At 72.9% G+C, this 18,831-nt stretch carries 16 protein-coding genes; 6 read left to right on the top strand and 10 right to left on the bottom strand.

All coding sequences use genetic code 11. From position 1 onward, the window contains the following. Positions 1 to 60 precede the first annotated feature (60 nt). Positions 61 to 1,176, bottom strand: a complete 1,116-nt coding sequence (locus tag HDA43_RS31860; RefSeq protein WP_179828196.1) for a M24 family metallopeptidase — start codon at positions 1,174 to 1,176, stop codon at positions 61 to 63. Between the two features lie 234 nt (positions 1,177 to 1,410). Between HDA43_RS31860 and HDA43_RS31855 the strand changes: the two genes are divergently transcribed. The 3 genes from HDA43_RS31855 to HDA43_RS31845 all read left to right on the top strand — a co-directional run bounded on the left by HDA43_RS31855 (position 1,411) and on the right by HDA43_RS31845 (position 5,372). Then, entirely contained in the window at positions 1,411 to 2,640 is a 1,230-nt protein-coding gene (locus tag HDA43_RS31855; RefSeq protein WP_312873640.1) for a PP2C family protein-serine/threonine phosphatase, read from the top strand. Positions 2,641 to 2,725: 85 nt separating this feature from the next. Beyond that, entirely contained in the window at positions 2,726 to 3,634 is a 909-nt protein-coding gene (locus tag HDA43_RS31850) for a 5'-3' exonuclease (RefSeq protein ID WP_179828192.1), read from the top strand. A gap of 331 nt (positions 3,635 to 3,965) precedes the next feature. Beyond that, positions 3,966 to 5,372, top strand: coding sequence for an RNB domain-containing ribonuclease (locus HDA43_RS31845; protein ID WP_179828190.1), 1,407 nt, complete (start codon positions 3,966 to 3,968; stop codon positions 5,370 to 5,372). A 117-nt stretch (positions 5,373 to 5,489) separates the two neighbouring features. On the opposite strand, the gene HDA43_RS31840 is transcribed toward HDA43_RS31845, so the two are convergent. From HDA43_RS31840 to HDA43_RS31805, 8 genes are all read right to left on the bottom strand, one after another. Beyond that, complete coding sequence (locus HDA43_RS31840; protein ID WP_179828188.1) at positions 5,490 to 5,657, bottom strand: hypothetical protein; 168 nt, start codon at positions 5,655 to 5,657, stop codon at positions 5,490 to 5,492. A 256-nt stretch (positions 5,658 to 5,913) separates the two neighbouring features. Then, on the bottom strand, positions 5,914 to 8,643 hold the full coding sequence (locus tag HDA43_RS31835) for a DEAD/DEAH box helicase (protein ID WP_179828186.1): 2,730 nt from the start codon (positions 8,641 to 8,643) through the stop codon (positions 5,914 to 5,916). 59 nt (positions 8,644 to 8,702) lie between these two features. Further along, positions 8,703 to 9,578: a diacylglycerol kinase gene (locus HDA43_RS31830; protein WP_179828184.1), complete on the bottom strand. Its 876-nt coding sequence runs from the start codon at positions 9,576 to 9,578 to the stop codon at positions 8,703 to 8,705. Between the two features lie 17 nt (positions 9,579 to 9,595). Beyond that, positions 9,596 to 10,498 carry a twin-arginine translocase subunit TatC gene (gene tatC / locus HDA43_RS31825; protein ID WP_179828181.1) on the bottom strand — a complete coding sequence of 301 codons (903 nt, stop codon included), beginning with the start codon at positions 10,496 to 10,498 and terminating at the stop codon, positions 9,596 to 9,598. A 502-nt stretch (positions 10,499 to 11,000) separates the two neighbouring features. Next, entirely contained in the window at positions 11,001 to 11,315 is a 315-nt protein-coding gene (gene tatA / locus HDA43_RS31820; RefSeq protein WP_179828180.1) for a Sec-independent protein translocase subunit TatA, read from the bottom strand. Positions 11,316 to 11,380: 65 nt separating this feature from the next. Beyond that, positions 11,381 to 11,590: a hypothetical protein gene (locus HDA43_RS31815; RefSeq protein WP_179828178.1), complete on the bottom strand. Its 210-nt coding sequence runs from the start codon at positions 11,588 to 11,590 to the stop codon at positions 11,381 to 11,383. Between the two features lie 55 nt (positions 11,591 to 11,645). After that, positions 11,646 to 12,599, bottom strand: coding sequence for a helix-turn-helix transcriptional regulator (locus tag HDA43_RS31810; protein ID WP_179828176.1), 954 nt, complete (start codon positions 12,597 to 12,599; stop codon positions 11,646 to 11,648). A gap of 127 nt (positions 12,600 to 12,726) precedes the next feature. Next, a complete protein-coding gene (locus HDA43_RS31805; protein WP_179828174.1) occupies positions 12,727 to 13,686 on the bottom strand; it encodes a helix-turn-helix transcriptional regulator in 960 nt (319 codons plus the stop codon). A gap of 39 nt (positions 13,687 to 13,725) precedes the next feature. Between HDA43_RS31805 and HDA43_RS31800 the strand changes: the two genes are divergently transcribed. Beyond that, the gene (locus HDA43_RS31800; RefSeq protein ID WP_179828172.1) at positions 13,726 to 14,898 is read left to right on the top strand and encodes a DUF3866 family protein; all 1,173 of its coding nucleotides are present in this window, start codon (positions 13,726 to 13,728) and stop codon (positions 14,896 to 14,898) included. On the opposite strand, the gene HDA43_RS31795 is transcribed toward HDA43_RS31800, so the two are convergent. Then, the gene (locus tag HDA43_RS31795; RefSeq protein ID WP_179828169.1) at positions 14,895 to 15,131 is read right to left on the bottom strand and encodes a hypothetical protein; all 237 of its coding nucleotides are present in this window, start codon (positions 15,129 to 15,131) and stop codon (positions 14,895 to 14,897) included. The two genes, HDA43_RS31800 and HDA43_RS31795, sit on opposite strands and share 4 nt — an antisense overlap. A gap of 415 nt (positions 15,132 to 15,546) precedes the next feature. Between HDA43_RS31795 and HDA43_RS31790 the strand changes: the two genes are divergently transcribed. Together HDA43_RS31790 and HDA43_RS31785 are read left to right on the top strand one after the other, a co-directional pair. Continuing rightward, positions 15,547 to 15,744 carry a hypothetical protein gene (locus tag HDA43_RS31790; RefSeq protein ID WP_179828167.1) on the top strand — a complete coding sequence of 66 codons (198 nt, stop codon included), beginning with the start codon at positions 15,547 to 15,549 and terminating at the stop codon, positions 15,742 to 15,744. Between the two features lie 218 nt (positions 15,745 to 15,962). Beyond that, positions 15,963 to 18,776 carry a carbohydrate-binding protein gene (locus HDA43_RS31785; protein ID WP_246424765.1) on the top strand — a complete coding sequence of 938 codons (2,814 nt, stop codon included), beginning with the start codon at positions 15,963 to 15,965 and terminating at the stop codon, positions 18,774 to 18,776. Positions 18,777 to 18,831: the final 55 nt, after the last annotated feature.

Here is an 18,831-nt window from a genome sequence, read left to right as displayed (position 1 = left end):
ATGGGCGAGAGCGACAAAAAGGGTGACCGGGTTCACCGGCCACCCCGATTGTGACACTTGTTACACGATGACGAGCTCGCGAGGCCGGTGGTTGACCCGCTCGCCACCCTCCTCGGTGCAGACGAGGATGTCCTCGATGCGGGCGCCGTGGGCGCCGGGGAGATAGATGCCCGGCTCGACGGAGAAGGCGAAGCCCGGCGCCATCGGCTCGGCGTTGCCCGCGACGATGTAGGGCTCCTCGTGGGTCTCCAGGCCGATGCCGTGGCCGGTGCGGTGGATGAAGTACTCGCCGTAGCCCTCCTCGGCGATCACCTCCCGCGCGGCGGCGTCGATGGCCTCGCACGCGACGCCGGGCCGTACCGCCCGGCAGGCGGCCTCCTGGGCGCGCTGGAGCACGTCGTAGTACTTGACGAAGTCGGCCGGGGGCTCCCCGACGCAGTAGACCCGGGTGGAGTCGGAGCAGTAGCCGCTGGGCATCTGGCCGCCGATGTCCACCACGACCGGCTCCCCGGGCTGGATGACCCGGTCCGACAGCTCGTGGTGCGGGCTGGCGCCGTTGGGACCGGAGCCGACGATGACGAAGTCGACGGTCGCGTGGCCGGCGGCGACGATCGCCTCGGCGATGTCCCGCCCGACCTCCCGCTCGGTACGGCCGGCCCGCAGGAACTCGGGCACCTGGGCGTGGACGGCGTCGATGGCGGCGCCCGCCTCGCGCAGCGCGGCCACCTCGGCCGGGCTCTTGCGCATGCGCAGCCCCCGCAGGACCGTCCCGGCGAGCACCTGCTCGGCGCCGGGGAGCGCGTCGCGGAAGCGCAGCGACTGCATCGCCCACATGCGGTCGGCCAGGCCGACCCGGGAGACCCCGCCCAGCCGGGCGCCGATCGCCGCGTACGGGTCGTCGGTCTCGTCCCAGGGCACGAACTCGACGCCCAGCCGGGAGGCCGGGGAGTGCTCGGCGGCGGGCAGCTCCAGACGGGGCACCACGAGGAAGGCGTCGCCCTCGGCCGGCAGCACCAGGCAGGTGAGCCGCTCCAGCGGCAGCGCGTCGTAGCCGGTCACGTACCGCAGGTCGGGGCCGGGCGTCAGGAGCAGCGCTCCGAGCCCGGCGGCGGCGGTCGCCCGCTGGGCGTCGGCCAGGCGGGTAACGGGATACAGGTCAGCAGACTCCGTTGTCACATCGCCCAATCTAGTACCGGAAGGACGAACGACGCATCCGGCCCCGGAGCACCAAGGAAAGTGCGGGAAAGCCCGGGAAACCCCACCCGGATCGCGACGACATCACTACACTCCGTTGAAGCACGATCACAATTTGTCAATAGAATGTCCGCAAGACCACACATTTCGAGAGCGAGCTAAATGGTCGGCGTAGTGGGCGGCCACCAGCCCCCCCTCCACCCACGAAACGACCACGTGACCGGTTCCGCCCCGCTGACCGCGACCGACACGACGCGGCGCCCGCGGGGAGAGCTGGACGAGCACCTGGCCGTCGAACACCACCTCCTCAGCGTCCGGCTGGCGCAGGCCGAACGGCTGGGCGATCTCGGCTGGGCCGAATGGAATCTCCAGACCGGGGAGACCATCTGGTCCGACCGGGTGTACGCCATCTTCGGCCGCGATCCCGGCGAGGGGCCCATCCGCCTGGCGGACCTGGCCTCCCACGTCGAGACGGGCGACCGGGCCGGCCTGGACCGCCTGCTGCGGTCCGTCGTGCACCGGGCCGAGCCCGGCGAGACCGAGTTCCGCATCCGCCGCCGGGGCGAGATCCGCAACCTGCGGGCGGCCCTGGACCCCGTGGCGGCCGGCGGGCGCACCGCCGTGCACGGCGTGATCCAGGACGTCACCGGCCACCGCCTGGCCGAACGCGGCATCGCCGAGGCGCGGCGCCGGCTGGGCGAGCTCCTCGGCCGGGCGACCCTGGAGCAGCGGCGGAGCGAGGCCCTCTGCGAGGCACTGCTGCCCGGCCCCGCCTCCTCGCCCGGCCTGCCCGGCGCGCGGATCGAGACGCGCTACCACCCGACCGGCGCCGAGGACGGCCTCGGCGGCGACTGGCACGACGCCGTCCCCCTGCCGGACGGCCGGATCCTGCTGGCCGTCGGCGACGTGTCCGGGCACGGCCTGCCCGCCGCCGCGGAGATGACCGTACTGCGGCACGCGCTGACGGCACTGGCGATGACCGGCGAGCCGGCCGGCCGGCTGCTTTCGTGGCTCAACCACCTGGTGACGCACCGGATGGCCGAGGCCACCGCGACCGCCGTCGCCGGCCACCTCGACCCGGCCACCGGCGTGTTCACCTGGAGCCAGGCCGGGCACCCCGCGCCGGTCCTGGTCCGCGACGGGACGGCCGTCCAGCTCGCCCCGCCCGACGGGGTGCTGCTGGGCGCCACCCTCACCGAGCCGTACGCCTCGGCCGAGATCCGGCTGCGCGAGGACGACCTGCTGCTGCTGTTCACCGACGGCCTCGTGGAGCGGCGCGACCGCGACATCGACGACGGCGTCGCGCTGCTGCTGAAGGCGGCGGCCGGGTTGTCCGGGCTGCGCGGGGCCGGCCTGTCCGCCGGGCTCGACCGGCTGGTCGAGGCGGTCGGCGGCCCCAACCCCGAAGACGACGTCTGCGTGCTGGCGTTCGCCCCGGCCGGTTGAACGACCGCCATGCCCGGGCCGATGCCTCCAAGCGCCCGCCGGCGGCTTCTCCCGTTCCCCGACGACTTAAGGGCATGCTGATGCCATGACGACCAGTCCCGAGAAGCTTCTTCTGCTCGACACCCCCTCTCTTTACTTCCGTGCCTTCTACGGAGTCCCCGAGTCGGTGACCGCGCCGGACGGCATGCCGGTCAACGCCGTCCGCGGGCTCATCGACATGATCGCCATGCTGGTCCGGGAGCACTCCCCCGGCGAACTGGTGGCCTGCATGGACGCCGACTGGCGCCCGGCCTTCCGGGTGGCGGCGATCCCCTCCTACAAGGCGCACCGGCTCGCCGCCGACGGCGGCGAGGAGGTCCCCGACACCCTGGCCCCGCAGGTGCCGGTGATCGAGCGGGTGCTCGACGCCGCCGGCATCGCCCGCGTCGGGGTGCCCGGCTACGAGGCCGACGACGTGATGGGCACGTTCACCGCCCGTGCCCGCGGGCCGGTGGACATCGTCACCGGCGACCGCGACATGTTCCAGCTCGTCGACGACGCCCGCCCCGTCCGCGTCCTGTACACCGCGCGGGGCGTCAAGAACCTCCAGATCGTCGACGAGGCCGCGGTGTCCGCCCGGTACGGCGTGCCGGGCCGCTCCTACGCCGACTTCGCCGTGCTGCGCGGCGACCCCAGCGACGGCCTGCCCGGCGTCGCCGGGATCGGCGACAAGACGGCGGCCGCGCTGATCACCCGGTTCGGCTCGCTGGAGGCGCTGGTCACGGCCCTGGACGACGGCGCGGGCGACCTGCCGGCCGGGCAGCGCGCCAAGCTCGCCGCGGCCCGCGACTACCTGCGCGCCGCCCCCGCGGTGGTCCGGGTGGCGCACGACGCGCCGGTCCCGGAGCTCGACCTGTCCCTGCCCGCCGCGCCGCGCGACCCGGAGGCGCTCGACGCCCTGGCCGAGCGGTACGGCCTGCACGGCCCGCTCAAGCGCCTGTCCGCCGTGCTCTGAGGGCCCGCGCCGCCGTACCGCCGCGCTTTGAGGGCCCACGCCGCCGTACCGCCGCGTGCCGAGGGCCCGCGGCGGCCGTCCCGCCGCGCCCGCTCTCGGTGGGACGGCCGTACGGCGGCCCGGCGGAGACGGGTGCGGTGGGCATCATCGGGGCGCTGCGGGGAAGTCGTGTCCTTCGACCCCGCACCCGAAGGACGTCGAGATGCCAGGATCCACCGCCTCCGGCGCGGCCGCCGGCCCGCGCCGTTCCGCCGGACCCTCGCCGCGCTCCGGTGCGGCCGGCGCGACGGTGAACGATAGGTTGGCCCCCGTGTCCCCCAGAACCATACGGATGCCCGAAGAGTCCCATCCGCGGCTCGACGATGGTTTCGAGCGGATCCGCCGGGAGCTGCAGCTTCCCGAGGAGTTCCCTCTCGCCGTGATCGACGAGGCCGAATGGGTGGCCCAGGCACCCGTCCTACCGGAGCTGGACCGCACCGACCTGCCGTTCATCACCATCGACCCGCCCGGCTCCATGGACCTGGACCAGGCGATGCACCTGGAGGAGCGGCCCGGCGGCTACCGCGTCTGGTACGCCGTCGCCGACGTCGGGGCGTTCGTGCGGCCCGGCGGCGCGATCGACCTGGAGGCCCGTGAGCGCGGCGAGACCGTCTACCTGCCCGACGGGCGGGTGCCGCTGCACCCGCCCGTGCTGTCGGAGGGCGCGGCCAGCCTGCTGCCCGGGGTGACGCGCTCGGCCGCGCTGTGGTGCGTCGATCTCGACTCCGACGGCCGGATCGTGGGCGCCGACGTGACCCGGGCGCTGGTGCGCAGCCGCGAGCGGCTCGACTACGACTACGTGCAGGCCGCGGTGGACACCGGCACCGCCGACGGCACGCTGCGGCTGCTGGCCGAGATCGGCCGGCTCCGCCTCGCCCTGGAGCGCGACCGCGGCGGGATCAGCCTGCCCACACCCGAGCAGGAGATCGTCCCCGACGGGGACGGCTACCGGGTGGAGCTGCGCGCCTCGCTCGACGCCGAGACGTGGAACGCCCAGATCTCGCTGCTGACCGGCATGGCCGCCGCCTCGATGATGCTGGACGCCGAGATCGGCCTGCTGAGGGTGTTGCCGCCCGCGCCGGCCGAGGAGGTCGCCCGGATGCGCCGGGCCGCCGCCGCTCTGGGCGTTTCCTGGCCGGAGGACGCCTCCTACGGCGACGTGGTGCACGGCCTGGATCCGAAGGTCCCCGAGCACGCCGCGTTCCTGCGGGAGTCCACGGTGCTGCTGCGTGGCGCCGGGTACGTCGCCTTCAACGGTGAGCCGCCCCGGCAGGCGGAGCACGCCGCGGTGGCGGCGCCGTACGCGCACGTGACCGCGCCGCTGCGGCGGCTCGTCGACCGCTACGCCACCGAGATCTGCCTGGCGGTCGCCGCGGGCGAGCCGGTGCCGGAGGGGATCCAGGCGATCATGGGCGAGCTGCCGGACATCATGCAGGCCACCGGGCGGCGGGCGGGCGCCGCCGAGCGTGCCTGCGTGGACCTGGTGGAGGCGTTCGTGCTGCGCGACCGGGTGGGGCAGACGTTCGACGCGGTGGTGATCGACGTGGCCGACGACGGGGAGTCCGGCGTGGTCCAGGTCACCGGCCCGGCGGTGGTGGCCCGCTGCGACGGCGAGCGGCTGCCGCTGGGCGAGGCCGTCCGGGTACGGCTGACCCGCGCCGACCCGGCGACCCGGGAGGTCCGGTTCAGCGTGGCGTAGTGACGTGGCCCCGGCGTCACGAAGGCCGCGCCCGGATCACCGGGCGCGGCCTTCGGCCGTGACGGGCCCTCCCGCGGCGGAGCCCCTGCGGGGCCCGCGCGGGCCGCCCGTCCTCGATCAACGCTTGAGGGTCCAGCCGGTGCCGACTCCCATCAGGTGCAGCGCGACGGCGAGCAATCCTGCCAGGGCGAGCGTGGCCGCGGTCACGACGGCGCCGATGGCGACACCGGCGATCTGGAAGATCAGAGCGAGGAGGAACAGGACTGCGGCGATGAGAGCGAACATGGTTACCTCCCTGAGCGGGGGTCCAAAGGGGCCTGATACCGGGATTTCCGTGGCGATCACCCAGGAAACAGGCCCCGGGGCTACTTTCCGCGCACCGGCCGTCACGGGGTATTGACCGAGCGGTCAGTCTGCCGGTTCCGGGGGACCCGGTGGCCGCCGGTTCCCGGCCCGGAGCGGCGCCGCGCCCGGCCCGCGCGGAACCGGGACGCCCGCACCCTGACGCCGTCGGCCCGCACCGGTTCTCGGCGACCCCGCGTCAGCCCACCGAGGAGTAGGCCACCACACCGCGCCGCAGGGCGTCCATCGCCTTGCCCGCCGTCTGCTTGACCTTGCTGTTCGCCGGGGCCGCCTCGGCGATCTGGCCGAGCAGGTCCAGCAGCTGCTTGGTCCAGCGGACGAAGTCGCCCGCGGCCAGCTCGGAGCCGCCGATGCCGTCGCCCAGCACGGCGTCGAGGTTGTGGCCCCGCGCCCAGCGGAACGCCGCCCAGGCGAACCCGGCGTCGGGCTCCCGGAGGAAGGACAGGCCGTGGTCGCCCTCGATGGCCTCCAGCTCGGCCCACAGGCGGATCATGTCGGTCAGCGCCTTCTGCGCCTCGCCCCCGGGGAGCCTGGGCTGGCGGCCCTCGTCGGCCTGCCGGGACTCGAAGACCAGCGCGGAGACGCAGGCGGCCAGCTCGGCCGGGTCGAGGTTCTCCCAGATGCCCGCGCGCAGCGACTCGGCCGTGAGGAGGTCCAGCTCGGTGTAGAGGCGGCCCAGCCGGCGGCCCTCGGCGGTGACGTGCTCGCCTTCGAGGTAGCCGAGCTGGTCGAGCACCCCGCAGACCTTGTCGAAGGTGCGGGCGATGACGTGGGAGCGGCCCTCGACGCGGCGGCGCAGACCGTCCGTCTCGCGCAGCAGCTTGTAGTAGCGCTCGGCCCAGCGGGCGTGGTCCTCGCGCTCGTCGCAGCCGTGGCAGGGATGCCGGCGGATCTCCTTGCGCAGACGCGCGACCTCCTCGTCCTCGGCGGCGTGGTCGCGCACCCTGGGCGGCTTGCCGAAGTCGCGGTCGCCGAGCTTGGCGTGCATCGAGGAGACGAGGTTGGCGCGGTCCTTGGGCGAGCGGGAGTTGAAGCCCTTGGGGATGCGCAGCCGCTCGACCGGCTCCACCGGCATCGGGAAGTCGGCCGGCGACAACTTCTTGACCTGCTTGCCGATGGTCAGCACCAGCGGGGAGGGGCCGTCACCGCGGGAGTTGAGGCCCGGGTCGAGGACGAGCGCCAGGCCGGCCCGCCGCCCGCCGGGGACGCGGATGATGTCGCCGGGTCGCAGCGCCTCCAGCGAGCGCAGCGCCTGCGCCCGGCGGGCGGCGCCGCGCTGCCGCGACAGCTCGGACTCGCGGTCCGACAGCGCCCTGCGCAGCGCGGCGTACTCCTCGAAGTCGCCGAGGTGGCACGTCATCGCCTTGCGGTAGCCCTCCAGCGCCTCCTCGTGGCGGCGGAGCTGCTTGGCGATGCCGACCACGGCCCGGTCGGCCTGGAACTGCGCGAAGGACGACTCCAGCAGGGACCTGGCGCGTTCCCGGCCGACCTGGCCGACCAGGTTGACCGCCATGTTGTAGGAGGGGCGGAAGCTGGAGCGCAGCGGATAGGTCCGGGTGCTGGCCAGGCCCGCGACCTGCAACGGGTCGGTGCCCGGCTGCCACTGGACCACCGCGTGGCCCTCGACGTCGATGCCGCGCCGCCCGGCCCGGCCGGTGAGCTGGGTGTACTCGCCGGGCGTCAGGTCGGCGTGGGTCTCGCCGTTCCACTTGTCGAGCTTCTCGATCACCACCGAGCGGGCGGGCATGTTGATGCCCAGCGCGAGGGTCTCGGTGGCGAAGACGGCCTTGACGAGGTTGCGGGTGAACAACTCCTCGACGACCTCCTTGAAGGTCGGGAGCATGCCCGCGTGGTGGGCGGCCAGGCCGCGTTCCAGGGCGTCGCGCCACTCGAGGTAGCCCAGCACCGCGAGGTCCTCGTCCGGCAGGTGCGCGGTGCGCTCGTCGACGATCTGGCGGATCTCGTGGCGCTCGGCGTCGGTGGTGAGCCGGATGCCGGAGAACACGCACTGGGCGACGGCGGCGTCACAGCCGGCCCGGGAGAAGATGAAGGTGATGGCGGGCAGCAGGCCCTCGGCGTCGAGCCGCTCGATGGCCGCGGCCCGGTCCGGCGGGCCCGGCCTGCGGGGCCGGGAGTAGCCGCGACGGCCCCGGCCGAACGCCTGGCGCTCCTCGTCGCGGGCGATGCGCATCAGGGCGGGGTTGACCTGCGGGCGGCGGCCCTCCTCGTCGGCCACGAACAGGTCGTACAGGCGGTGGCCGACGAGCATGTGCTGCCAGAGCGGGACCGGGCGGTGCTCGTCGACGATGACGCTGGTGTCACCGCGGACCTCTCCCATCCACTCGCCGAACTCCTCGGCGTTGCTGACCGTGGCCGACAGGGCGACCAGCCGCACCGACTCGGGCAGGTGGATGATCACCTCTTCCCAGACCGCGCCGCGGAAGCGGTCGGCGAGGTAGTGCACCTCGTCCATGACGACGAACCCGAGGCCGGTGAGGGTGGAGGACCCGGCGTAGAGCATGTTGCGCAGGACCTCGGTGGTCATCACCACGATGGGGGCGTCGCCGTTGACGCTGTTGTCACCGGTGAGCAGGCCGACGTCGGCGGCGCCGTACCGGCGGACCAGGTCGTTGTACTTCTGGTTGGACAGCGCCTTGATCGGAGTGGTGTAGAAGCACTTGCGGCCCTCGCTCAGGGCCAGGTGGACCGCGAACTCACCCACGACGGTCTTGCCCGAGCCGGTGGGGGCGGCGACCAGGACTCCGTCGCCCGCTTCCAGGGCCCGGCAGGCGTCCAGCTGGAAGTCGTCCAGCTCGAAGTCGTACAGACCGCGGAACGAGGTCAGCGCGGGCCCGCTTTCGGCCTGGCTCTGACGGAAGGCAGCGTAACGTTCCGCTGGGGTCGTCATGCCTCCACCCTACCGACACCGGGTTTCCGGTCGATCCTCCGTGCCCCGCGGCAGGCGCCCTAAGCCAGGACGTTCAGCGCGCCGGGAACGATCTCGCAGGTCAGCGGGATGGGGCCGAGGCGCTCGCCGTCGGCGTAGGCGACGATGCCCGGGGCATCCAGCGTCACCCGCCGGGCGCGGTGGACGGTGACCGCGGGATGGGAGACGTGGGTGCCGCGGTACACCCGGGGAAAGGTCCGCAGGAACTCCCCGCGGGGGACGGCGCCGAGGATCGTCACGTCCAGCAGTCCGTCGTCGGGGACGGCGGCGGGGCACACCCGCATGCCGGCGCCGTAGGAGTCGGTGTTGCCGACCGCGACCAGCATCGCCTCGCGCTCGACCACCTCGCCGTCGAGGTCCAGGCGGAACGGGATGGGCCGGAAGGAGCGCAGTTCCTGGGCCAGCGCGACGACGTACTTGGCCATGCCGGGCGGCCAGGTGAGGCGGTTGGCCCGCTCGTTGACCCGCGAGTCGAAGCCGCAGGCCACCACCCCGGCGAACCACTCGTCCACGCCGGCCCGGGCGGCGTCGACCACCCGGACCCGCCCGCGCAGCACCGTGTCGGCGGCGGCCAGGGGGTCGCGGGTCGGCAGGCCGAGCGCGGCGGCGATGTCGTTGCCGGTCCCGGCCGGGATGACGCCCAGCGGGACGTCGGTGCCGGCGACCGCCTGGACGGCCAGGTGGACCAGGCCGTCGCCGCCGAAGGCGACCAGCGCGCCGGGGGCCTCGGCGACCGCGGTGCAGGCCCGCTCCAGGGCGTCGTCGGCGGACTCGCCGAGGATCACCGAGACCTCGGCGCCGCCGCTCCGGAGCCGGTCGAGCACCGGGGCGAGCAGGCCGCGGGAACGGCCACCCCGGGCGGCGGGGTTGACGAGCAGGGCGATCTCTCCGGGCACAGACCGGAACTTATCCCCTACTTCGCCGGATCGGAATCCGTCGTGTCCGAATCGAGAGGAGAGACCTCGTCCGGCAGGGCGGACGCCTCGTCGTCGGACAGATGGGAGAAGTCATCGCCCTTGGCCGCCGCCCTGCGCTCCCGCAGGTACATGAACCCCTCGGCGAGGGCGAACAGCAGGACCATGGGCAGGGCTAGCGCGATCATGGAGAACGGGTCGGTGCTGGGGGTGGCGATCGCCGCGAAGACGAACATGATGAAGATCACCATGCGGCGGTGGGCGGCCACCGTGGCGCGCGGCAGGACGCCGATCACGTTGAGGAACACCATCAGCAGCGGCAACTCGAAGGAGACGCCGAAGATGATGAGCATCACCAGCGCGTAGGTGAGGTAGTCGTCCATCTCCAGCAGCGGGATGGCGTTGGCCGGGGCGAACCCCAGCAGGATCGACAGCCCCTTGTCCATGATCACGTAGGCCAGCGCGGCGCCCGCGAGGAACAGCGGGATCGCCATGCCCAGGAACGTCGCCGAGTAGCGCTTCTCGTTGCGGTACAGGCCGGGGGTGACGAACGCCCAGATCTGGTAGAGCCAGACCGGGGAGGAGACGACCACCGCGAAGAGCGCGGCGACCTTCAGGTTGACGAAGAACGCCTCGAACACCCCGCGGATGGCGAACGTGCACTCGCCCTTGCGCAGCACCTGCGAGGCGGGCAGGTTGCAGTAGGGCTTCGTGATGAACGCCCAGATCGGGTCGAAGAAGACAAGCCCGATGATGATCCCGGCCACCAGGCCGAGCAACGCGATGATCAGCCGGTTGCGCAGCTCACGGAGATGGTCCATGAGCGGCATGCGCCCCTCGGCCGCGTCCTCGGACGGGACCGACCGGTTCTGCCCCGGCTTGGGCCATTTCAGCAGCGCCATTGACGAATCCCGGTCCGAGAGGGTGATGGTTTGTGCTCATGCAGTATTCATTGCGACACTTCGTGTCGCGGCTCGGGGGCTTAAGCCCGATGTCTTCCCTCGTCACTCCGTCGCTCCGCGACTGCGTTCCTCAGTCCAGACACCGGCGCCCCCTCACGGGCTCACTGCGACACTTCGTGTCGCGGCTCGAGGGCTGGTGTCCGGTGTCTTCCCTCGTCACTCGGTCGCTCCGCGACTGCGTTCCTCAGTCCAGACACCGGCGCCCCCTCACGGGCTCACTGCGACACTCCGTGCCGCGGCTCGGGGGCTCTTGGTCCGGCGTCTTCCCTCGTCACTCGGTCGCTCCGCGACTGCGTTCCTCAGTCCAGACACCGGCGCCCCCTCACGGGCTCACTGCGACACTCCGTGCCGCGGCTCGAGGGCTTAAGCCCGATGTCTTCCCTCGTCGTTCGCTCACTGCGCTCGCTCACTCCTCAGTCCAGACACCGGCGCCCCCTCGCGGCTACTGCGGCTTGGAGGCGGCCTGGGCGCGCAGGCGGGCGGCCTGCTCCTCCAGGGCGCGGGCCTGCTCCTCGACGGACTGCGCGGGCGCCGGGGCGATCTGCTGCGGAGCCGGGGCCGGAGCGGGCTGCTGAGGCTGCGGCTGGACGGTGGCGGCCGGGGCCTCGTCGTCGTCGCGGAGCTTAGAGGTCTCCGCCTTGAAGATGCGCAGCGAACGGCCCAGCCCGCGGGCGGCCTCCGGCAGCTTCTTGGCGCCGAACAGCATCACCAGGATCACCCCGATGATGATCAGCTCAGTGGGTCCCAGACTGCCCATGACACATCCTTACGTGAGCGACGTGCGGTCTCTGCCCCCGATCGTACGCTGCCCGGGTGACAGACTCATCCCCTCGGCGGAGTCCGGCCGGCCGCCGAAAGCCGCGCCTCGGCGGCCCGCTCGGCGAGCAGCGCCCGGGCCGGCTCGATCCGGCGGTGGGCCCGGTCGACCTCCCGGCCCAGCTCACGGGCCGCGACCAGCACGCGAAGGCCGAGTACGGCGAGCACCGTCAGCCCGGCGAGGGCCAGCCCCGCCCCCGCGAAGATCCAGTTCATACCGGCTGATCCTACCGCCGACGGTCAAAGGATAGTTTTGGAATGTTCACTAACTTTATACGCTTTCGTACAGTTTGAGGGCCGACGCGGCGGCCTCCCGGACGCTCGCGGCCAGTGACGCGGGCGACAGCACCCGGCCCGTGTCGCCCAGCCGCAGTGCCAGCCGTACCAGCCAGCCCTGGTCGCGCGCGCGCAGCGCCACCCGCAGCCGGCCCTCGCCGAGCTCGGTGACCTCCTCGCACGGGTAGTACTCGGCGACCCAGCGCCCGGCGGGGGTCAGCTCCAGCTCCACCATCTCGTCGGTGGGAGAGGGCCGGAACACCCCGGGCGTCACCTCGCCCGGCTCGGCCCCGGCCGGCGGGTCGGCGGGCACGTCCAGCACGTCCACGGTGAGCATCCGGTCCAGCCGGAACAGCCGCACCGCCTCGGCGCGGTAACACCAGCCCGACAGGTAGGAGCGGCCGTCCACCATGACCAGCCGCATCGGGTCGACCTCGCGCGGGGTGATCTCGTCGCGGCCGGGCACGTAGTAGCGCAGCGACAGCCGCCGGCGGCGGCGCAGCGCCTCGTTGACCGTGGGCAGCGCGTCCGGGGCGGCGTCCACCTCCACCGCGACCTGGCTGCTGACCACCGCGGCGGCCTCCCCCGCGGCCCGCTCCAGCTTGGCGATGACCCGCGACAGGGCGTCGCGGTCGCCGAACTCCGGCAGCTCGGCGAGCATCCGCAGGGCCACCAGCAGCGCGCTGGCCTCGTCCACGGCGAGCCGCAGCGGCCGGGCGATGGTGTCGGCGTTGTCGATGATGATCTCGCCGCCGTCCCAGGAGACGTCGATCAGGTCGCCCGGGGTGTGGCCGGGCAGCCCGCACATCCACACCAGCTGCAGGTCGTCGATGAGCTGCTTCTCGGTCAGCCCGAAGACCTTCGCCACCTCCGGGACCTGCGCGCCCGGATGCGACATCAGGTAGGGCACCAGGGCCAGCAGCCTGGGCAGTCTGTCGGCCGTGCTCATCGCCCGCTCCGTTCCGCGCCGGCGGCACCGCGCCCGCGCACTCGCCGTTCCCCGTCGAGACCGGTGAGACCGGTGAGGCCCCGCTTCGCCGTACGGCACCGCTCCCGCGCGGCGCGTCCCCGCGCCGTCACGCCAGGGCCCCCTTCAGCCTGCAGATCACCGCGTCGCGGGCGTCCGGCGGCCCGACCACCTCGGCGTCCGCCGCGAAGCCGACCACCCATCCGGCCAGCCGCTCGGGGTCGTTGAAGTCGATCTCCAGCTCGTCCCACCCGCCGGAGGCGGGCCGTACCTGCTTGGCCACCTGGCGCAGCCCCTGGCAGGCGCCCTCGCGGACCCGGATCAGCGCGGTACGCTCCCGGACCGTCAGCGCGTCGCTGTAGCCGACCATCGACTTCAGGTCGACGCCCTCGGGCACCACCACGTCGCCGGGGCGGCCGATCGGGGTGACCGGCCCGGTGATCCGGCTGAGCCGGAAGACCCGCGCGTCGTCGCGGTCGCGGTCGTGGCCCACCATGTACCAGCGGCCGCGCCGGCTGACCACGCCCCACGGCTCCACCGTGCGGGTCAGCACGGTCTGGCTGGAGGCGGCGCGGTAGGGGAAGCGGACCGCGCGCCGGTCGCGCACGGCCTCCCACAGTGCCGGGAACGCCGGGTCCTGGGTGTCGAGCCGCAGTTCAAGGGCGCCGCCGAGCACCCCGCCGGCCTCCTCGGTCTCCACTCCCCCGGCGCGCAGCTTCAGCAGCGCCTTGCCGGCCGCCTCGGCCAGGCTGGCCCGCTGCCACACCTGGGCCGCCAGGCCCACCACGGCCGCCTCGTCGGGCTCCAGGGTGATCTCGGGCAGCTCGTAGCTCTGCCGGACGATCCGGTAGCCCGGATCCTCCTCCCAGGGGTCCTTGTGCACCTCGATCGGGATGCCGATCTCGCGCAGCTCGTTCTTGTCGCGCTCGAACATCCGCTGGAAGGCCTCGTCGTTGTCGGCGTCGTAGCCGGGCACGGCCTGGCGGATGTGGTCGGCGCTGAGCGGCCGCCGAGTGGCCAGCAGGCAGATGACGAGGTTCAGCAGCCGCTCGGTCTTCCGGCGTGACATCGGGCCTCCTTCCTGTCCAAGTGACGCTACTCTTCCCGCGTGATCAGATGGCGCAAGGGAGTGGTCGCGCGGGTCCGGCGCGAGTGGCCGGGAGCGGTGGAACTCGACGTCACCACCGAGGAGGGCGGCGCGCGAGCGCTCGCCTATCCCGCCCTGGTGGGGCGCCCCGAACCCGGCGACACGGTGCTGCTCAACACGACCGCGCTCGCGATGGGCCTCGGTACGGGAGGTTACGCCATGGTGGTGGCGCTTCCCGACAGGTTGCCGCAAGATCCTTCCGGCCCCGGACACCTGGTGAAGGCACGTTACACCCCGTTGCAGGCGACCGTGCTCGGCGTCGACGAGCAGGACTCGCCCTTCCATGATGTGCTGCGCGACGCCGACTCGCTCGACGGCATGCCGGTGATCGTCGCCGACCTGCACTCGGCGCTCCCGGCGATCCTGTGCGGCCTGTACGGCTCGCACCCGCCGCAGCCGCCGTCCGGGGACGCGCGGGACACCGGCGGGGAGCCGCCCTCCCCCGAGGGGGCCGCCGGGCCGGTACGGCCGCCCCGGGTCGTCTACGTGATGCTCGACGGCGGCGCGCTGCCCGCCTGGTTCTCCATGTCGTGCGCGCGGCTGAGGGAGACCGGCTGGCTCGCCGGGACGGTCACGGTCGGCCAGGCGTTCGGCGGCGACATGGAGGCCGTGACGTTGCACACCGGCCTGCTCGCCGCCCGGCACGTCATGGGCGCCGACGTCGCGGTCGTCACCCAGGGGCCGGGCAACCTCGGCACCGGCACCCGGTGGGGCTTCTCCGGCGTCTCGGCCGGCGAGGCGGTCAACGCCGCCGCCGTCCTGGGTGGGCGGCCGGTCGCGGCGCTGCGGGTCAGCGAGGGCGACCTGCGCGAGCGCCACATCGGGGTCTCCCACCACTCGCTGACCGCCTACGGGCGGGTCGCCCTGGCCCCGGCCCAGGTCGCCGTGCCGGAGCTGCCGGGCGAGTTCGGTGAGCGGGTCGCCCGGCAGGCGGAGCCGCTGTCGGCCCGGCACGAGTTGGTACGGGTGCCCGTGGACGGCCTGCGCGAGGCGCTCGCCGGCTGCCCGGTGCGGCTCTCGACGATGGGCCGGGGCCTGGACGAGGACCTGCCCTCCTTCCTGGCGTCGGCCGCCGCCGGTCGCCACGCGGCCACGCTGCCGACCGGGGAGGACACCGGCCCCCTGGCATCCTAGAACGCCGTTCCGCGGATCTCCGCCGTGCCGGGGACCGGCCGGGCGAGGCGGAACCCGGCCGCGCTCCCCGGCCGGCTCCGGGCGGCCGGCGTCGCCGCACCGGCGGATGAGGCCGTCGCGAAGGACTTGCCGATACGGCCGATGCCGCCGGTGGTCTCCGGCCGTTCCCCGGGTGCCGCGATGACGGCCGTCGCGGGCCGGCGGCCGGAGGAGATCGCGTCCTCGATCGGCACGACCCATCGTTGTTCCGGGGGCGCGTCGGGCCGCTGCGGCACCGTCGGGCCATCAGACCGGTGAGCCGCACCGGCTCGGCTCCGGCGGCAGACGTCGCCACCGCGCGGGATCGCCGACGTCCCCGCGTGCGCGATGCCGGCGTGCTTTCGGCGCCTCTCTTGCATTTAAGCACTTCTCTTTGCCCATTTCCGGCAATTCCGTATTCAGTTATGGCGACAGCGGCATAACTTTTGCTTGACCATCGTCATAAGTCGAATTTAGCATCCGCGATATGACCCAGAAATGCCATCGATCAGCAGAAGTTCGTGCTGCGATCGTCGGAACAGGCTTCATGGGACAGGTTCACGCCCGGCCACTCCGGCAAGCCGGTGCCAGGCTTGCCGGAGTGGCCGGGTCTGCGGCCAGAGCGCGGTGGTGATCGCCGACCGGGTCACCCACTCGCCGGCCCCCACCGAGGACGTCGTGACCGCCCGGCTCGCCACGGCCGGCGGCGTGCTCGGGTCGCTCACGGTGAGCCAGGTGGCGCCCGGCCGCAAGAACCGGCTGTTCCTGGAGATCTCCGGCGCCGGAGCCAGCCTCGCCTTCGACCAGGAGCAGCCCGAGCCGCCGTGAGCCGGCGAGCGCTCCCAGGCCCCGCACCCGCAATACGGCGACCGCCGGAAAGGAGGTTCGGCCCCGGCAGACAGGCAGGCGGCGGAAGCCGCCCCGACCAACCGGCCCCACCCGCGCCCGAGGCGCCGAGCACCCGGGCACGCGACCCGTCAGGCACGTTGCGTCAGAAAGAAACCATGATGAATCATCACCCCCCAGCACGGCATCGACCAGGACGAATGGCCGCCGCCCTCGTCCTCCTCTCCGCAGGCCTCACCGCCCTCGTCACCGCGCCCGCCGGACCGGCCGCGGCCGCCGCCCCCGCCGATCCGGCCGCGGCCGCCGCCGACTTCCAGCAGGTCGCCCTCGCCAAGGGCGTGGCGGAGGTCGGCGAGCCGATGACGATCTCGGTGCTGCCCGACCGCTCGGTGCTGCACACCGCGCGCAACGGGACCCTGCGCCGCACCGACGCCGACGGCACGACGTCGGTCATCGCGAACATCCCCGTCTACACGCATGACGAGGAGGGGCTGCAGGGCGTGGCGGCGGACCCGGGCTTCTCCAGCAACCGGTACATCTACCTCTACTACGCGCCGCCCCTGAACACCCCGGCGGGAGACGCGCCGGCCACCGGCACGGCCGCGAACTGGGCCACCTGGGCCGGTGTGAACCGGCTGTCGCGGTTCACCCTCAAGGCCGACTTCACCGTCGACATGGCCAGCCGGGTCGACGTCCTCGACGTGCCCGCCGATCGCGGCATGTGCTGCCACGTCGGCGGCGACATCGACTTCGACTCGGCCGGCAACCTCTACCTGTCGACCGGCGACGACACCAACCCGTTCGACTCGGCCGGCTACTCCCCCATCGACGAGCGGACCGACCGCAACCCGGCCTACGACGCGCAGCGGTCGGCGGGCAACACCAACGACCTGCGCGGCAAGATCCTGCGGATCAAGATGAACGCGAACGGGACGTACTCCATCCCGGCCGGCAACCTGTTCCCGCCGGGCACCGCGAACACGCGGCCGGAGATCTACGCGATGGGCTTCCGCAACCCCTTCCGGATGAGCGTGGACAAGACCACCGGCGTGGTCCACGTCGGCGACTACGGCCCGGACGCGGGCGCCACCAACCCGGACCGCGGGCCGAGCGGGCAGGTGGAGTTCGACCGCGTCACCGGCCCGGGCAACTACGGCTGGCCGTACTGCACCGGTACCAACACCGCCGCCGAGACGTACAACGAGTGGAACTTCGCCACCAACGGCACGGGCCCGAAATACGACTGCGCCGGTGGCCCGGCGAACAACTCGTTCCGCAACACCGGACAGCAGAAGCTGCCGCCGGCCCGCCCGGCGTGGATCCGCTACGGCGGCGACGCGGGGAGCCCGCCCGAGTTCGGCGGCGGCTCGGAGTCGCCGATGGGCGGACCGGTGTACCACTACGACGCGGGCAACCCGTCGGCCGGGAAGTTCCCCAAGACGTTCGACGGCATGCTCTTCGCCGGCGAGTTCGGCCGCGGCTGGATCAAGCCGATCAAGATCAATGCTGACGGCTCCCCGGGCGCGATCGGCGACTTCCCCTGGAACGGCAAGCAGGTCATGGACACGGCCTTCGGCCCGGACGGCGCCCTGTACGTGCTGGACTACGGCACCGGTTACTTCAACGGCGACGCCAACTCGGCGCTCTACCGCTACGACTACGTGGGCGGCGGCAACCGTGCCCCGACCGCCGTCGCCAAGGCGGACAGGACGTCCGGCGCGACGCCGCTCACCGTGACGTTCTCATCGGCCGGCTCGTCGGATCCGGAGGGAGGCGCGCTGAGCCACTCGTGGGCGTTCGGCGACGGCGGCACGTCCACCGCCGCCAACCCCTCGCACACGTACACGGTCAACGGCACCTACACGGCGACCCTGACCGTCCGCGACCCGGAGGGCGCCACCGGCACGGCGAGTGTGCCGATCACCGTGGGCAACACCGCGCCGACGGTGACCATCCGCGAGCCCGCGCCCGGGCGGCTGACCGCCTTCGGTGACGCCGTGCCGTGGAGCGTCACGGTCACCGACCCCGAGGACGGCGCAGTCGACTGCGGCAAGGTCACCATGGCCTACGTGCTCGGCCACGACCAGCACGCGCACCAGATCACCTCGCAGAACGGCTGCTCGGGCACGATCACCATCCCGGTCGACGGTGAGCACGACGACGCGGCCAACATCTTCCCGATCTTCGACGCGTCGTACACCGACAAGGGCGGCCTGACCACCCACGCGCAGAGCATCCTGGCGCCACGGCACCGTCAGGCCGAGCATTTCAAGACCTCCTCCGGCGTCAACCTCATCGGCAAGACCCAGGCCGAGGGCGGCAAGACCGTCGGCGACATCAACAACGGCGACTGGATCGCGTTCGACCCCTACCAGCTGAGCAACGCGACCTCGTTCACCGCGCGGGTCTCCTCCGGCGGCGCGGGCGGCACCCTGCAGTTCCGCACCGGCTCGCCCACCGGCCCGGTCATCGGCTCGGCGACGGTTCCGGTGACCGGCTCGTGGGAGACGTTCACCACGGTCGGCGGCTCCATCACCGGCGCCCCCGCGGGCACCACATCGCTCTACCTCACCTTCGCCGGATCGACGACCGCCGCGCTGTTCGACCTGGACTCCTTCACCCTCGCCACCGGCGGCGGCACGGGTCCGGTGAAGGGTCTGGCCGGCAAGTGCCTCGACGTCGCCGGCGCCAACCCCGCCGACGGAACGAAGATCCAGCTCTACACCTGCAACAACACCACCGCCCAGAACTGGACGGTCTCCGGCCCGCAACTCAAGGCCCTGGGCAAATGCCTCGACGTCGCCGGCGGCGCCACCACCGACGGAACGAAGATCCAGCTCTACACCTGCAACAACACCGCCGCCCAGAACTGGACACCGCAACCCGACGGAACCCTGAAGAACCCCCAGTCCGGCAAATGCCTCGACGTCACCGGCGCCAACCCCGCCGACGCCACCCCGGTCACCCTGTGGACCTGCACCGGCGCACCCAACCAGAAATGGACCCTGCCCTGACCCGCGACACCGGCCACCCGACCTGACCGCAACACCCGGCGCCCGCACCCCCACG

The organism is Streptosporangium sandarakinum, from assembly GCF_013409935.1.
GTDB lineage: Bacteria > Actinomycetota > Actinomycetes > Streptosporangiales > Streptosporangiaceae > Streptosporangium > Streptosporangium nondiastaticum.
The sequence above is the reverse complement of the archived record's forward strand: the minus strand, read 5'-3'. Positions and strand labels throughout refer to the sequence as shown.